General features: G+C 57.6%; 15 protein-coding genes. 5 read left to right on the plus strand and 10 right to left on the minus strand.

What is annotated here, in order from left to right:
• Positions 1-38 precede the first annotated feature (38 nt).
• Positions 39-761 carry a class I SAM-dependent methyltransferase gene (locus NI000_RS11435; protein ID WP_253410580.1) on the minus strand — a complete coding sequence of 241 codons (723 nt, stop codon included), beginning with the start codon at positions 759-761 and terminating at the stop codon, positions 39-41.
• Between the two features lie 66 nt (positions 762-827).
• Positions 828-1,553: a polysaccharide deacetylase family protein gene (locus tag NI000_RS11440; protein ID WP_253410721.1), complete on the minus strand. Its 726-nt coding sequence runs from the start codon at positions 1,551-1,553 to the stop codon at positions 828-830.
• 201 nt (positions 1,554-1,754) lie between these two features.
• On the opposite strand from NI000_RS11440, the gene NI000_RS11445 reads away from it, so the two are divergent.
• The 5 genes from NI000_RS11445 to NI000_RS11465 all read left to right on the plus strand — a co-directional run bounded on the left by NI000_RS11445 (position 1,755) and on the right by NI000_RS11465 (position 7,117).
• Positions 1,755-2,885, plus strand: coding sequence for a hypothetical protein (locus tag NI000_RS11445; protein ID WP_253410582.1), 1,131 nt, complete (start codon positions 1,755-1,757; stop codon positions 2,883-2,885).
• A gap of 129 nt (positions 2,886-3,014) precedes the next feature.
• Complete coding sequence (locus tag NI000_RS11450; RefSeq protein WP_253410583.1) at positions 3,015-4,589, plus strand: spore germination protein; 1,575 nt, start codon at positions 3,015-3,017, stop codon at positions 4,587-4,589.
• A gap of 41 nt (positions 4,590-4,630) precedes the next feature.
• Entirely contained in the window at positions 4,631-5,737 is a 1,107-nt protein-coding gene (locus tag NI000_RS11455; protein ID WP_253410585.1) for a GerAB/ArcD/ProY family transporter, read from the plus strand.
• Positions 5,730-6,953 (plus strand): Ger(x)C family spore germination protein, encoded by a 1,224-nt coding sequence (locus NI000_RS11460; RefSeq protein WP_253410587.1) that lies wholly within the window; start codon positions 5,730-5,732, stop codon positions 6,951-6,953. The genes NI000_RS11455 and NI000_RS11460 overlap by 8 nt, the downstream gene beginning before the upstream one ends.
• An 11-nt stretch (positions 6,954-6,964) precedes the next feature.
• Complete coding sequence (locus NI000_RS11465) at positions 6,965-7,117, plus strand: hypothetical protein (RefSeq protein ID WP_253410589.1); 153 nt, start codon at positions 6,965-6,967, stop codon at positions 7,115-7,117.
• 69 nt (positions 7,118-7,186) lie between these two features.
• Here the strand turns inward: NI000_RS11465 and NI000_RS11470 are convergent, their stop codons facing one another.
• From NI000_RS11470 to NI000_RS11505, 8 genes are all read right to left on the minus strand, one after another.
• Positions 7,187-7,351 carry a hypothetical protein gene (locus tag NI000_RS11470; protein WP_301292446.1) on the minus strand — a complete coding sequence of 55 codons (165 nt, stop codon included), beginning with the start codon at positions 7,349-7,351 and terminating at the stop codon, positions 7,187-7,189.
• Complete coding sequence (locus NI000_RS36735) at positions 7,306-9,048, minus strand: hypothetical protein (protein ID WP_301292447.1); 1,743 nt, start codon at positions 9,046-9,048, stop codon at positions 7,306-7,308. Before NI000_RS36735 ends, NI000_RS11470 begins: the two co-directional genes overlap by 46 nt.
• Positions 9,049-9,233: 185 nt before the next feature.
• Positions 9,234-9,653: a hypothetical protein gene (locus tag NI000_RS11480; RefSeq protein ID WP_253410593.1), complete on the minus strand. Its 420-nt coding sequence runs from the start codon at positions 9,651-9,653 to the stop codon at positions 9,234-9,236.
• 68 nt (positions 9,654-9,721) lie between these two features.
• Entirely contained in the window at positions 9,722-11,131 is a 1,410-nt protein-coding gene (locus NI000_RS11485) for a hypothetical protein (RefSeq protein WP_253410595.1), read from the minus strand.
• Positions 11,132-11,366: 235 nt separating this feature from the next.
• Positions 11,367-12,185 (minus strand): Cof-type HAD-IIB family hydrolase, encoded by an 819-nt coding sequence (locus NI000_RS11490; protein WP_253410597.1) that lies wholly within the window; start codon positions 12,183-12,185, stop codon positions 11,367-11,369.
• Positions 12,186-12,246: 61 nt separating this feature from the next.
• Entirely contained in the window at positions 12,247-13,344 is a 1,098-nt protein-coding gene (locus NI000_RS11495; protein WP_253410599.1) for a GerAB/ArcD/ProY family transporter, read from the minus strand.
• A gap of 21 nt (positions 13,345-13,365) precedes the next feature.
• Positions 13,366-13,572, minus strand: coding sequence for a hypothetical protein (locus NI000_RS11500; RefSeq protein WP_253410601.1), 207 nt, complete (start codon positions 13,570-13,572; stop codon positions 13,366-13,368).
• A gap of 21 nt (positions 13,573-13,593) precedes the next feature.
• Positions 13,594-14,775, minus strand: a complete 1,182-nt coding sequence (locus tag NI000_RS11505) for a Ger(x)C family spore germination protein (protein WP_253410723.1) — start codon at positions 14,773-14,775, stop codon at positions 13,594-13,596.
• Positions 14,776-14,780: the final 5 nt, after the last annotated feature.

Below are 14,780 nucleotides of genomic sequence, written 5' to 3' on the forward strand. Positions count from 1 at the left end.
AGCCGGCCTGAAGTTGCTACATTTCGCCATGACGCTCGTCATTTTCGGGCAATGAACAGAGCATGCTCCAAGTAGTCGTGGTTTGCGGCAATCAGATCGTCGTGCGCAAGCGACGTTTTCCAGACGGATGCATCGAGCACGGCTCCCGGGTCCATGACCTGGTTCATATCGGGGTAGGCAATTTGGTCGTCCGTGATGTGTTGGACAAAAGCGGAGCGGTCGCAAACGGTGATCTCGGCAAAGCCGGAAGCCTGAAGTAGTTCGATCCACTTTTGTTCCGTGAGCAGGGCGTTCAGCTGAAAAAAGCCGGTGACCTCCCGGTAAGCCTCCTCCGTGATCGAGGGGGTCGCGATCACCTCCCGGTCGTACAGAATGCCTCCGGGCCGGAGCACCCGGCCGTACTCGGCCAATGCCCGCCCGATGTCGGCAAAATTCGTAACCGATTCCGCCAGCACGGTGTCGAAGGTCGCGGCTTCGAACGGCAGCGCCGTGATGTCACCTTCCACGAACCTCACGTCGAGCTGCTCGGCTTCCGCCCTGAGATTCGCTTTAGCCAACATGTCGGGACGGAGGTCGAGCCCTATGATGTCAAACCCTTGCTTCGCCAGATAGCAGGACGTTCTTCCCGTTCCGCATCCGACCTCCAGCACCCGGCTCCCCGCAGGCAGCGGAAAGCGGGAAAGCTGGGACATGGTGGCGGAAAAACCGCCGGGATGCGCGCTTCCGACGCCCAGACGGGACAGCATATCCAAATAGTTCACCACACTGCTCCTTCCCTCTTCCGAAAATACAGATCACTGTATTGTATGGAAAGGGAGGGCATCCGGTTATGGATGGATGTCCGGGGTGCGCAACTTTTTTACGGGCTTCATTTTGCCGTAGGTCAACAGCTCCGATACGGTAACGAAACGGAAGCCGCGCTTCTTCAGCTCGGGTAAAATTTCTTTGAGCGCATCGGCGGTCTGGCCTTTCCCTTCCACGTAATCGTGGAACAGCACGATATCCCCACTGCGCGCATTGCCGAGAACCTTATTGACGATTTTGTCGACTCCCGGGGTATCCCAGTCCTTCGTATCCTGATGCCAAGACCACATGACGACCATGTATCCTTCATTCCTCGCCATATCAATCAGCTTCTCGTTGTAGAACCCCCCGGGCGGCCGGAACAGGCGGCATTTTTGACCGGAAGCTGCGTAGATGACCTCTTCTGCGCGCTGTATATCTTGTTTCAGCTTGGCGATGGATCCGTTTCGTTTAAAATACGTATGGCTATACGTATGATTGGCCAGCTCGTGGCCTTCCTCCGCTTCGCGCTTCACCAGCTCCGGGAACCTCTCTACCTTGTTGCCGACAAGGAAAAACGTTGCCTTCGCTTCGTAGAGCCTGAGAAGATCGAGAATTTGCGCGGTATCTTCCGGGTCGGGACCGTCGTCGAACGTAAGCGCAATGACTTTTTCCGTCGTCGGAATTTCCCAGACGACTTCGCCGCGTTGTTCGTAGTAGGCCCTTCCTTTGCGGGGCGCGTCCTCCCCCATAACGGAAGGCTGAACCATAAGCAGGCCTACGGCGGCAGCCGCCAATGTAGCCGTAATGATCTTACGAATGTCCGATCCCTCCTGAACGCAAATGTTAGATTTAGGATGACCTGTCCGGTGAGGATTATAACGCTCTTCCGTTTCTACCTTTTTCCTTGTGTGAAAATGCCATCAAACCGGCAAGCTAGTGTCATATCATTGAAGGTACGGAGGAAACGTATGAAAAAAGGGGCTTTGATCTTGGCGGCGGCTGCGGTCTGCATCGGTCTCGGGTCGTTGCCCGTCCGCGCGGGGGCGCCTGCCGCTCCGACCAAGCTCACCTTTGTCGTACAGGCTTCGCCCGAATCGGCTATGCGCAGCGAGCTGGCGGTCCGATCGCCCAAGCTGCTCAAGAAGCTGCTGCCGGACAAGGGGCGGCCTGTGCAGCAGGTGCCGCTTACGGATGTGTATGTGGTGCTGGAAAAGCAAGGAGCGGCGGTCCGGTATGCGATCGATGCGCATGGCAACTGGTATGATACGCACCATATGCAGTCGCTGGAGCTGCCCCAGGTCCTAAAAGATCGGTTTCACGGATATGCCGAAGCGGTCCGTGCCGCCCATTACGGCCAATTGGCCTCGTGGGAGGAAGCGCGAAAAACGGTTGCCATGAAAGCGGTATGCCGGATCGTCGACCTGGAGACGGGGCTCGCCTTTCAAGCACAGCGCCGTGCCGGCAGCAGCCATGCGGATATGCAGCCGCTGACCAAAGCGGATACTGCGGTAATGAAAGAGATCTATAAAGGCGCTTGGAGCTGGAAACGGAGAGCGGTATTGGTCGAAAAGGACGGGCGGTCGTTTGCCGCTTCGATGCACGGGATGCCGCATGGTGGCGACGGCATTCCCGGCAACGGGTTTTCAGGACATTTTTGCGTCCATTTTCTCGGGAGCACGACCCATCGCTCCAAAAGTGTCGACCCCGACCATCAATGGATGGTCTACAAAGCGGCCGGCCGCCTGGAGGAAGGCTTCCGACTTGCTTCGCCTTATGCCGTTGCGGACAGCTTCCTGATCGCGATCAATCAACAGGACCCGCAGCTGCTAAGATACGCTTTCGGCGATACGGCGAACCCTCAACTGGAGCGCTATATAAGTGACATAGGCAGGATGAAGGCGATCCGCCGAATCGATCCGTTCCGCGATCAGGATACACGCGGTCGGCTCGGACTGGAGCTGCCCGTCGATGTGACGGTCCATGAGGTCGGCCGTCGACCGAAAAAGCAGAAGCTTACCTTTCACCTGAAACGCAGTGACGAGAGCGCCAGATGGGTCATCGAGCGTATCGAACCTCCTTTTTTTCCTCCGGCCAAATAAGTCCGCCCCGTCCTTCGCGCACTCACCTGCGTGATGCGGCGGGGCTTTCTTGTGCATAAAATGCAGGCTTTTCAGGAATAATCTGCTACATAGCAGTGGTTCGGATCGATGAGGGGAGGGGGGACTGCCATGCTACGGTTTTTGTTCCGCCAGCGGCTTCGGAAGCAGCAGACTGCCGGCGAGACTCCGCAAGAACCGATAGCCCGTTTAACGGAATCGGTCACGCATAACATATCCATGATCAAAGAGCTGCTTGGTTATCCCAATGACCTGATCATCCGCGAATTCAGGGTCGGGCCGCACAAGCATCTCTGCTCGTTAATTTCCATCGACGGCTTGACTAATGCCGATCTGTTGGACGAAGAGGTGCTTCGGGTGCTGCTATCGGGAACATGGCTGGCGACCCATACGGTCCCCAGCGAAGGCAGTGCCTTGCTTGACCTGCTGCACCAAGAGATTTTATCGGTAAACAGCATCGATCGGGTAGATTCTCTGGACCAAACGATGCTCGGCGTGTTATCCGGGATTGCGGCGCTCTTGGTGGATGGTTCGTCGGACGCGCTGCTGATCTGCAGCCAGCGTTGGCAGGAACGCCCGGTGGAAGAGCCCCAAACGGAGGCGCTTATTCGGGGGCCAAGGGACGGCTTCACGGAAAATTTGCGGACCAATACGGCGTTGGTGCGCCGTCGGCTCCGCGATCCGCATCTGCGCTACATCTCCTTCCGCATCGGCCGCAGATCGAGGAAGGAGGTTGTCCTTGCTTATATCGACGGCATCGCTCATCCTGAACTGGTAGCCGAAGCGAAGCGGCGATTGGACACGATCGATATGGATGAGGCGGAAGGTTCCGGCTATATCGAACAGTGGATGATGGACAGCTTTCTTACCCCGTTTCCGCTGATTCACAGCACGGAACGGCCGGATAAAACGGCTTCGGCGCTTCTGCAAGGAAAGATTGCTCTGCTGGTCGACGGGGCGCCGTTTACGCTCCTTATGCCGGTTACTATCGGTTCGATGTTTGAATCGCCGGAAGACTATTATCATCATTGGCTCATTTCTTCGTTAATGCGGCTTTTGCGGACGGTTTCCGCTTTTTTGGCGACGTTTCTTCCCGCGCTGTATATTGCGCTCGTCGAATATCATCAAGGGATGATCCCGTCCAAGCTTGCTTTTTCGATCGCGGGCTCACGCGAAGGCGTGCCGTTTCCGGCCGTTGTCGAGGCGCTGCTGATGGAAGTGACGCTGGAAGTGCTCCGTGAAGCGGGCATCCGGCTGCCCAAGCCCATCGGACAAACGATCGGCATCGTCGGCGGGCTTGTGATCGGGGAAGCGGCGGTGGCGGCGGGAATCGTTAGCCCGATCATGGTTATCGTCGTTGCCATTACGGCGATTTCTTCGTTTTCGCTGCCGTCCTATTCGTTTGCGATCTCGCTTCGCATGCTGCGGTTTCTGATCATGCTGGCAGCGTCCATGTTCGGCTTGTACGGGATCGTGCTCGTGTATATCATGATCAACATCCACATCGTGAACCTCAAGAGCTTTGGCGTTCCGTTTACCGTACCGTTCGCGCCGTTCTTTTGGAACGATTGGAAGGATCTGATTCTGCGCGCGCCGGTGACGGTGCTCGAAAAACGGCCGCAGCTCATGCAGACGCTGGACAAGGTGCGAATGAACAAAAAGGATGGATCGAAGGGACAGGAATAAAAAAGCAGGAAGAAACCTTAGACGGAAACGGAGGGCTTCACGTGAGAAGGTTCGAATACGGCGATGATGAGATTAACGGTACGGAACTGCTGTTTTCCGTTGCTTCGATGATTCTCGGCCTCGGCGTATTGACGCTGCCGCGCGGCATCGCTAAAGTGGTGCCTTCGTCGGACGGTTGGATCGCCATTGTGATTGCCGGCCTATTGAGCATGGTCTTTACGTGGGTTTTGGCGATGCTGGCGATTCGCTTTCCCAAGCAGCCGTTCACCGAGTTTGCGCCCCGCATTGTCGGGAAACCGTTGGCTGCCGTCTTATCCGTATTCTTCTTCATCGCGTTTGCCATGTTTTCCAGCTATGAGGTGCGGGGTGCGGCCGAGGTCGCTAAAGAATATTTATTTACCCGTACGCCGGTCGAAGTTATCGGCCTCATTTTTTTTCTGGTTGTCATTTATGCGGCGTCCGGGCCACGGGTAGGGATTGTGCGTCTGAATTTGCTGTTTCTTCCCTTCGTCATCGTCGTTTTTGTGGTGGTGCTTGTGATGAACGCCGGTTTTTTCGAATTCGAGCAGCTGAAGCCCATAGGGATCAGCGATTGGAAAAAATTAGTTGTAGGCACCAAGGAAAGCTTGTTTTCGTTTTTGGGTTTTGAATCTGTCGTTTTTTATGCCGCTTTAATGAACCGGCCTAAGGATACGGTCAAGGCCGCCGTCATCGGCATCTCCATACCGCTTATCCTTTATACGGCATTGTTCATCGTGACAATAGGCGTCTTCTCGGCCAAGGCTACGGCGGAGCTGCAATATCCGGCGGTGGAGCTGGCCAAAGAAATTGAGGTACCCGGGGCGATTCTCGAACGGTTCGAGTCGTTTTTTTTTACGATTTGGTTGATGACGATCTTTAATTCCGCTGCGATGACGCTTGACATTTGCATTTGGATCGCAGGCACGTTTTTTCGCCGGTCAAGCAAACGGACGGTAGCCTTCGCTTTGGCTCCGATCATTTATTTAGCCGGTTATTTGCCGAAGGATTTAACGCAGCTCGCCGCCTACGGGCGGTTGTTCAGCTATGTCGATGTGTTCGTCGGTATTTTGATCCCTTTGCTGCTGCTTGCGATTGCCAAGCTTCGGGGGGTGTCGGGGCATGCTTAAAACGCCGGTTTCCGTTTTGTTCACACTGGTTCTTCTGGTACTGACGGCCGGGTGCTGGGATCGTGTTGAAATCGATGAGCGCGGCTTTGTGATCGGTGTTGCGATTGATGTTCCAAGAACGTCCCATAAACCGGAGCAAAGAAAAGCGGGGGTGGAGAAGAAGCTGCGGGGCAAGGCGCGATATGCGGTAACGTATCAATTCGTCGTGCCCGGCAAGCTGCAGAGCGCCGGCGGTTCGAAAAGTTCCGCCTCGGGCCAAGCTTATCTGAACTTAACGTCGGAAGGAGAAGCATTGTTCGATATCGACAAGCAGCTTGCGGGACGTGCGAGCCGCTTTCCGTATTACGAGCATTTAAAAGTAATCGCGATCTCGGATAAGGTTGCGGGGAACGACCATGAATTCGCCCGCGTGCTGGATTTTTTTCTGCGCGAGTCCGAGATGCGCCGCAGCGCCAAGGTATTCGTCACGGCAGGCGAAGCCCGGAACATATTGAATGTCGAGCCCAGCAACGAGAAGCTGCCGGTCATGTACATCAATTCCGTATCGGAGAATAGTGTAAAGAACGCCAGTATCTTACCGGAAACCAAGCTGGGGGACATTCATGAGCAATTGCTCAGTCAACGAAGCTTTGTCGTGCAGCGGATGATGAGCGCAGAAGACAGGCACGAGGTGAAGCTCGAAGGGGCGGCGGTAATCCGGGGAGAAAACTCGCAGATGGCCGGGGTGCTTGGGCCGGAAGACACGGAGGGCTTGAACTTGCTCACCGGCAAATTTCGGACGGGAAATGTGAAAGCCGAAGTGAAAAATAAGTTGGTCGTATGCGATCTTACGATGAAGAAGCGAACCGTCGCTGCCGACGTCAGCGACCCGCAGCACATCCGTTTTACAATCCGTATCGAAGCGGAGGGCGCCATAGGCGAAAGCTACGCACGGTCGCTCGATTTATTTAAAAGAAAATCGGTGGATATGGTAGAGAAGGCGGCGGAGCGGGAGATCGTCCGGATGACGAAGGCGACGGTCCACAAGCTGCAGCGCGATTTTCAGGCGGATGTGATTGGGCTCGGCGCCAACTTGCAGCAGAATCATTATAAAGTATGGAAACAGATCGGCGATCATTGGGAAAAGGGGCAGCGCTACTTTACGCAATGCGAAATCCAAGTGGAGCCTCGTGTCATTATTCGCCGGACCGGAACGGTAGACCGTTCGAACCGATAGGAGACGATTGTATGATTCAACTTGTAAAGGAATATTCGCCGTCGGGCTCGATTTGGCTGTGTGCATTTTTATCTTGGGCCATCCCTTACACCATTTACCGGATTAACCGCAAGCTGCACGAGATTGCCGATCCGCCCTGGAAGAAGGAGGAACAGGAGAAATAGGAGCGCGGGCGGTTCAACACTATTGTCAAAAGCCCTGTGCCGCGCACAGAGCTTTTGACGTTGCAGACATTACCGATGGCAAAAAAATTGCTCGATCCGGTTCAAATCAAGGCCGAAGTATACCCAGTAGCCGAAAGGCCCGTATCCGAACCAACGGAACCCGGCGATGGAATTGCGGCCGACAAACGTCAGAAAGATCCAGTACTGCTGGCCGTTCGTTTGCCAAATGTACACGTACTGGAAACGGCATCGCCAGATGCTGCCCGGGTCAACAGCAAACGTTTGCGCCATTTTAGGAGGCGTATATGACGGCGGTGGGGACAGGGGAGCGCCCCCGGGTCCGGTTGGAGCGCCGCCGGGCCCACCGGGAGGTCCTGGAGGCCCGCCCGGGAAGCCCCCGGGACCACCGGGGAAGCTGCCGGGCCCAGCAGGAAAGCCGCCGGGTCCGCCGGGGAAGCCGTCCGGTCTGTCGGGGAAGCCGCCGGGTCCGCCGGGGAAGCCGCCGGGTCCAACGGGGAAACCTCCGGGCCCACCGGGGAAGCCGCCGGGCCCAGCAGGGAAGCCGCCGGGTCCACCGGGGAAACCTCCGGGCCCACCGGGGAAGCCGCCGGGTCCACCGGGGAAACCTCCGGGCCCACCGGGGAAGCCGCCGGGTCCACCGGGGAAACCTCCGGGCCCAACGGGGAAACCTCCGGGCCCACCGGGGAAACCTCCGGGCCCACCGGGGAAGCCGCCGGGTCCACCGGGGAAGCCGCCGGGTCCCGCGGGGAAGCCGCCGGGCCCAGCAGGGAAGCCGCCGGGTCCACCGGGGAAGCCGCCGGGTCCACCGGGGAAACCTCCGGGCCCCCCGGGGAAGCCGCCGGGCCCCCCGGGGAAGCCGCCGGGCCCAGCAGGGAAGCCGCCGGGTCCACCGGGGAAGCCGCCGGGTCCACCCGGGAAGCCGCCGGGCCCAGCAGGGAAACCTCCGGGCCCCCCGGGGAAGCCTCCGGGTCCAACGGGGAAACCTCCGGGTCCAACGGGGAAACCTCCGGGTCCACCGGGGAAACCTCCGGGCCCCCCGGGGAAGCCTCCGGGTCCACCGGGGAAACCTCCGGGCCCCCCGGGGAAGCCTCCGGGTCCACCGGGGAAACCGCCGGGTCCACCGGGGAAACCGCCGAGTCCCCCAGAGAAGTCGCCGGGCCCCCCGGGGAAGCCGTCCGGTCTGCCGGGCACCACTCCGGCCCCCGGAGCTGCGCTTGGTATGCCCTGGAATCCGGCCCCCGGAGCTCCGCCAGGCATGCCCTGGAATCCGGCCCCCGGAGCAGCGCCTGGTATGCCCTGGAATCCTGCGCCCGGAGCAGCGCCAGGCATGCCCTGGAATCCTGCGCCCGGAGCAGCGCCAGGCATGCCCTGGAATCCTGCGCCCGGAGCAGCGCCAGGCATGCCCTGGAATTCGGCCCCTGGAGCAGCGCCAGGCATGCCCTGGAATCCTGCGCCCGGAGCAGCACCAGGCATGCCTTGAAAGCCTGCGCCCGGAGCAGCGCCAGGCATGCCCTGGAATCCTGCGCCCGGAGCAGCACCAGGCATGCCTTGAAAGCCTGCGCCCGGAGCAGCGCCAGGCATGCCCTGGAATCCTGCGCCCGGAGCAGCGCCAGGCATGCCCTGGAATCCTGCGCCCGGAGCAGCGCCAGGCATGCCTTGGAATCCTGCGCCCGGAGCAGCGCCAGGCATGCCCTGGAATCCTGCGCCCGGAGCAGCGCCAGGCATGCCTTGGAACCCTGTGCCCGGAGCAGCGCCAGGCATGCCTTGGAACTCTGTGCCCGGAGCAGCGCCGGGCCAGCCTTGGAATCCTGCGCCCGGAGCGCCTCCATACGTACCGGGGCCCCCTCGTTCGTTAGGATATCGTTCCAGGCTTGCCGCATCGTCCGGCATCTCAGAAAAGAATTCATCATACGAATCGGTGTAAGGAATCTCTTCGTAACTCATGATATCCTCTCCCTTTTTGACTTGGTAGGAAGCATACGCACTATGATAAATGCCCATAATCTTTACCAAGTATATGAGACGGGTGCCCAAACGTGACCGGAAAAAAGGGAGGGCTTGTTTCTTTTTTCACAGAAAAGGTCAGCATAATAATCTACTTCGGGCCGACCTGCTCTCTTTCGTTCACTTCAATGGCCTCCTCGGCATTATGTTTACCGTAGCCCGGCTGCCTGTAATCCGAGCTGCTCAGCTTCTCCATGATCCGCATCTTCTCGATATGTCCGCGCGTTTCAGGCGTCCCCAGCCGATAGATCATAGCGTACAGCTCCCGTATTTGGGAGTTGTACTCATCTGTTGCTTCGTCATGGTCCGCCGATTTGTATGGCACTCCCGCGCGGGCGAACGTCTTTTCCGTTTCGACCTCGTAACTGCTCATAAGCCGCCGCAGCTCCCGAATTTCCTGATCGGTGGCTTCCACCGCATATTCATAGGAGTAGTTTCCAAGATCCGCGAGGGTCTGCGCATCCTCAATCGTGCCTGAACCGACGGAAACGTAATAGCTTTTTTTGAACATAGTAAACCCCTCCCGTTAAGAAAAACGTAACTCTTCTTAACCTGGAGGAGAGATTCCCAAACATTTTTTCAACTCAAAAAGATTGCCACAATTGCCGTAACGATCAGCCCCGCGACGACGGGCTTCAAATTGCGCCGCGCCAGTTCGAACGGATCGACGCCGCAGATGGCGGCCGCCGGGATAAGTGCCCACGGCACAAGGGTACCTCCGCCGACCCAGATCGCGGCGATCTGCCCGAGCGCGGTCAGCGTGGCAATCCCCGAGCCGATAGCGGCCGCAAAAAGACGGGCGATCGAGCCGGCCAGCGAAATGCCGGAGAAGCCGGAGCCGTCGAGACCGGTAATGGCGCCGACGGCCGTCAGCGTGACCGCGCCGATCGCCTGATTGAGCGGCACAGCGTGGGCAAGCGCATAGCCTAGATCGTTGACAAGACCATGCGAACCTTCGGGCAGCACACTGCCGAACATGTCCGTAAGCGCCGAGTCGCCAAGGTAAAAGAACGCGGCTATCGGGATGACCGGTCCGAATACCTTAAAGCCGAACAAGAAGCCATCGACCAAATAGCCGGTTGCCCGCTCCAGCCCTTTCCCTCGGTGCGTCAGCAGCGAGATGAGCAGCATCGCAAGCAGCGCGGTTCCGCCGACAAGCGCAGTGGCATCGCCGCCTTGCAGCTTAAACGCGAACATGGCGGCCACATCGGCGGCGAACAGCAGCGCGATGATCCACGCCAACGCAACCCGGCCCGTGCGCGGCAGCAGGGATGCTTTTGCCTCCGTTTGGCCGGCTCCTGTCTCATATGCCGCTTCTGCACTGCCGCCGCTTGGCGTAAGCTGTCCTTGCCGCATCTCGCGGCGCAGCATCCAGAAGGCGGCGACTGTCGTCACGGCGCCCATGACGATGACGAGCGGCACGCTGGCTTCCATGACGGCCGCAACAGGGATGCCTGCCGCATCAGCCGTCAGTTTCGGCGCGCCCTGGATGACATAGTCGCCGGACAACGCGATGCCGTGGCCGAACAGGTTCATGGCCATTGCTGCGCCGATCGCGGGCAGGCCTACCCTTAAAGCAGCCGGCAGCAGGACCGCACCTACCAGCGCAACGGCCGGGGACGGCCAGAAAAAGCACGACATCGCCATCATGAGAAAGCCAATGACCCAGAAAGCAAGCGCCGGGGTCCGGATGAATCGGGCAAACGGCGAGATCATGGTCTCGCCTACGCCGCTCTTTTCCAGCACCTTGCTCATCGCCACGACGATACAAATGATCAGGATCGTGCCGAGCAGCTCTTTCATGGCATAAATAAAGCTGTTGAATACGCCGCCGACCGCAGCGTGAAGCGATCCCGTCGAGAACAGCCCGATCAGCACAATGCCGGTAATGCAGACGATCGTCGTATCCCGGCGCATCACCATGAATCCGATAATCAGCAAAACGAACAGCAGATACGCATAATGAAGTGAAATTAAAGTGACACCCAACCATCCCACCTCCACTGGACAAAAGCCTAAAGCCTTTGTACTTACCAGCGTATGCGGACAGCGGAAAAGGGTGAGAACATGCTGTGCTTTTGCCGATGGACCAAGCGTCGGGACAAGAACGCCAAAAAGACCGCTCCAGGAGCGGTCCGGCTATTCTGTACAAATTTTATATACTCACTAAACGCGCTTGTCCGATAAGACCAGAACGTGACCCGTCCCAATCCGGCATCAAGCCTCAGTTGCCGCTCCCTACTTCTTCGCGGCGCAGCACGAATTTCTCGACGACGTGTTTGACGCCGTCCTCATTATTGCTGAAAGTCACATAATCGGCGATTTCTTTCAACGATTCGACGGCATTGCCCATCGCGACGCCAAGCCCTGCCACTTCCAGCATTTCGCGGTCGTTCCAGCTGTCTCCGATACCGATGACTTGCTCGAGCCCGATGCCGAAATGCTCGGCCAGATGCGCAAGCGCATGTCCTTTGGTGCCTTCGATGTGCACGATTTCCAGAAAATGCGGCTTCGATTTCGTAATATGCACCTGCCCGCCGGTCAAGCCGCGGAGCCGCTCCGCGACCCGGTCCAGCAGCTCCGGTTCGTCGATGATCAGCAGCTTCATCGAAGGCTGAGCCGCCAGCTCTCCGAAGTTCGGGTACACGGTATAAGGGATTTTCGAAAGCGCGGCGTACGCTTTCGCTTTATCGTTGTCTTCCTTGACATACAGCACATCGTCCACGTACGTTTGCAGATGCAATCCTTCGGATTCGCAAAAATCGAAAATGAGCCGCGCCGCGTCGGCAGGCACGGTCCGTTCGTACAAGATGCGTCCGTCGATTGAATTTTTGACGAGCGACCCTTGATATGTAATCAGCGGCACATTCAGTTCCAGCTGACCGGCGAGCTGCTTGGCTGAGGCGTACATGCGTCCGGTGGCCAGCGTAACGATTACGCCTTCGGCCAGCGCTGCGGCAAGTGCCCCTTTGGTTCCTTCCGTGATCTGCTTCTCGTCGTTGATCAGCGTATCGTCGATGTCGATTGCAAGCATTTTGTACATGGTGCGGTCTCCACTCCCGTAATGTCAAATTGCCCTCATTATAACGCACGGCGCATATTTTTCAAGCTTTTTTGTTCGTGCGCTTGAGCAGAGAGGCAGATTGACGAAGGATAAAGTACAAGAGCGGAATGCAGCAGATGGAAATAAAAAACACGCGCAGCGCAGAGGTGCCTTGGACTTGAATCGTTTCCGCAGGGCCATAGGAAAGCCGCAGAGCAAAGCCCAGCATCAGCGTGGCAAGGACGAACGTAAGAGGCCTGGCATCCTTTTGCCCGAGCAGATACGCGAGCGATTGAGTGGCGATATACAGCAGACCCGCCGTCTTGATCAGCAGAGTCGTCGACCAAACCGAGATGAGCACGGGATCGAGATTTTCCAGAATCTCCCCCATTTGTACGAAGCGGAGCATGTCCATTAAAGGATACCGCAGATGGCTGCCCAGCTTCGGCCCGAACAGCAGGAGGCACATGAGCCAATAAACCAGGATGGACAGAAACGCGACCAAACCGGCCAGTGCCATGGAACGGAAGGACCGGCCGTTCGTCCTGAAGCGGTGCAGGATCAGCAGCACCAGCGTCATTTCGGAAAACCAACTCGTGCTGTAAAAAGTGGACTTCCACCATTTGGGAAAATCGAAATGCGTTAGCAGGCCGTAAGCGGCCAGATAGTTTAGCTTGTTGAGCATCAAAGGAATGACAGCGAAGATGGCGGTAAACACCAGCAGAAAAAAGCCGTCTGCCATGTACATAATGGCGGTCAGCCCGGATCGGGCCACGACGGCGGTGCAAAAAAAGAACAGCAGCATGACGACCCAGCCCGGCGTGTCGTTCAAGTAAACGGTACCGAAAAAATCGCTGAAGTTCTGCACGTTCAGGGCGTTCAGAAACGTGATATAGTAAACGATCCCGGCTACGAAAAACCGGTGGAGCCATTTCCCGACGATGCGCTCTCCGTAAGTAAGCCACGACTCCGACTGCCCCTCGCCTACGCGAACGGCGCAATAAATCAAGCCCAAGCTGATCGCATAAGCCGATGCGAGCGACAGCCAGCCTTGATAATCCGCTTTCTCCAGCAGGGACCGGATCATAAAAGCAAAGGGAGCCGAGATCAAGTAGAGCATCCAGAAACGCATCATCTGACCGGTGGTAAACGTCTTCATCGGATCTCCTCCAAGGACCGGTTATTTCAGCGAAAAGAGCGAATCTGCCCACCCGAACAGCGCATAAACGACGATTTCCGGGCGCGGAAAGTTTTTGTACACCTCGTTCATGACATTGTAGACGAGCACGCTGCCGAGAAGCAGGCAGAAGACCGTTTTCTCCCGCCGGCTGCGGGTTTTCAGCGTTTTCCATTCAAACCAGCCGATTGCCATACATACTGCCGCCACTAGCCATACCGGCACGAACGATCACCGCTTTCTTTGCACCGATGTCGTCTCCGAACCGAACGATTTAATCACGACGTCCGCTTCGATATCGAAATCGACGTTCGATTTGTAGTACGCTCTCCATTCCTTTTGAAGCTGTTCCCACTGTTTGGGCCGCTGCCATTCTACGTAAGCTCCGAGCTGCAAAGCATCGGAGCCGAGCTTTTGCGTTTGAGCCAAGGCGTGCCGCAGATGATCTGCCAAATATTGGCCTATTTGTCTCTCCGTACTGTGGAGCGTAGGAGGCTTGGTGATGTCTTCTTTCATATCCGCGTTGAGCAACATAGCTTCCCCGTAAAGCTTGATCCGAAACCGGATCGACCGCGCTTGAAAAACGGGAACGACGGAGGCTCTGGTCATGGAAAACATGACGCTTACCGAACCTTTGTCCTTGCCGTCTCCGACCGGAACCGAAAAGACGGGGGCGCGCAGCCAGCTCTTGACCCAAGCCAGCATTCGCGCTTCTTCTGCAGCCACGAAGCCGATCAGCTTGTCATTGCGGAATAGGGCCGCTCCGTTCGTGCCGGCCCAAGGGCTGACCCGATTCTGCTCGCTGACCATCGGGAAGCTGCCGAACGTCAGTGCAGTGATCGCAAAATCGCGGCCGCTGTAGCTCGCATCAAGCAGATCCCGGAGATTGGTGTTCAGCAGCATATGTTGGTTGGCAAACTCTCGCAGCACCTCGGAAGGCGAGCGTTCGTATACAGGCGTGAGCCGGATAATATCCTTGGCTTTGCCTTCCGCGATCAAAATGTAAGTCCGCAAATGAAACGTCGGCTCGCGGTTCACCCATTCGAGCAGATCGTCCAGTCCCTGTTCGGCATAATCGCGGCCGACTACGACGATCCGGGTAAGCCCCCACGAAATTTTGCGCGTCAGGTCCGCTTGGATGCGCTGCAGGGCAAAGGGAAGCGTTTTGGCCGACTTCGTGACCGACGCATACGGCGTCCCTTTCTCGCTGCCGCCTCCGGACTGCTGCCCGGACGTCAGCCGGTTCGGAAGCGCGGTCGTGATGGTCAGCTCCACTTCACCCGGAACATCGGAGCGGTCTACGAAAAAACCGGAGACGAAAGTCCGGTCGTTAATTTCGACCTTGGACCAGCAGCCGGTAAGCAGCGTGCATACGGCAGTCCAGATCGTGAACGTTCGCCAAATCGGCCGCATAAGCT

This window comes from Paenibacillus tyrphae (assembly GCF_024158745.1).
Taxonomy (GTDB): domain Bacteria; phylum Bacillota; class Bacilli; order Paenibacillales; family NBRC-103111; genus Paenibacillus_G; species Paenibacillus_G tyrfis_A.

Bases quoted from the DNA above. Each gene is read 5' to 3' on its own strand.
- NI000_RS11445 (WP_253410582.1), top strand. From the start codon at position 1,755: ATGAAAAAAGGGGCTTTGATCTTGGCGGCGGCTGCGGTCTGCATCGGT.
- NI000_RS11450 (WP_253410583.1), top strand. From the start codon at position 3,015: ATGCTACGGTTTTTGTTCCGCCAGCGGCTTCGGAAGCAGCAGACTGCC.
- NI000_RS11440 (WP_253410721.1), bottom strand. From the start codon at position 1,553: ATGGTTCAGCCTTCCGTTATGGGGGAGGACGCGCCCCGCAAAGGAAGG.
- NI000_RS11495 (WP_253410599.1), bottom strand. From the start codon at position 13,344: ATGAAGACGTTTACCACCGGTCAGATGATGCGTTTCTGGATGCTCTAC.
- NI000_RS36735 (WP_301292447.1), bottom strand. From the start codon at position 9,048: ATGATGAATTCTTTTCTGAGATGCCGGACGATGCGGCAAGCCTGGAAC.
- NI000_RS11480 (WP_253410593.1), bottom strand. From the start codon at position 9,653: ATGTTCAAAAAAAGCTATTACGTTTCCGTCGGTTCAGGCACGATTGAG.
- NI000_RS11465 (WP_253410589.1), top strand. From the start codon at position 6,965: ATGATTCAACTTGTAAAGGAATATTCGCCGTCGGGCTCGATTTGGCTG.
- NI000_RS11505 (WP_253410723.1), bottom strand. From the start codon at position 14,775: ATGCGGCCGATTTGGCGAACGTTCACGATCTGGACTGCCGTATGCACG.
- NI000_RS11490 (WP_253410597.1), bottom strand. From the start codon at position 12,185: ATGTACAAAATGCTTGCAATCGACATCGACGATACGCTGATCAACGAC.
- NI000_RS11460 (WP_253410587.1), top strand. From the start codon at position 5,730: ATGCTTAAAACGCCGGTTTCCGTTTTGTTCACACTGGTTCTTCTGGTA.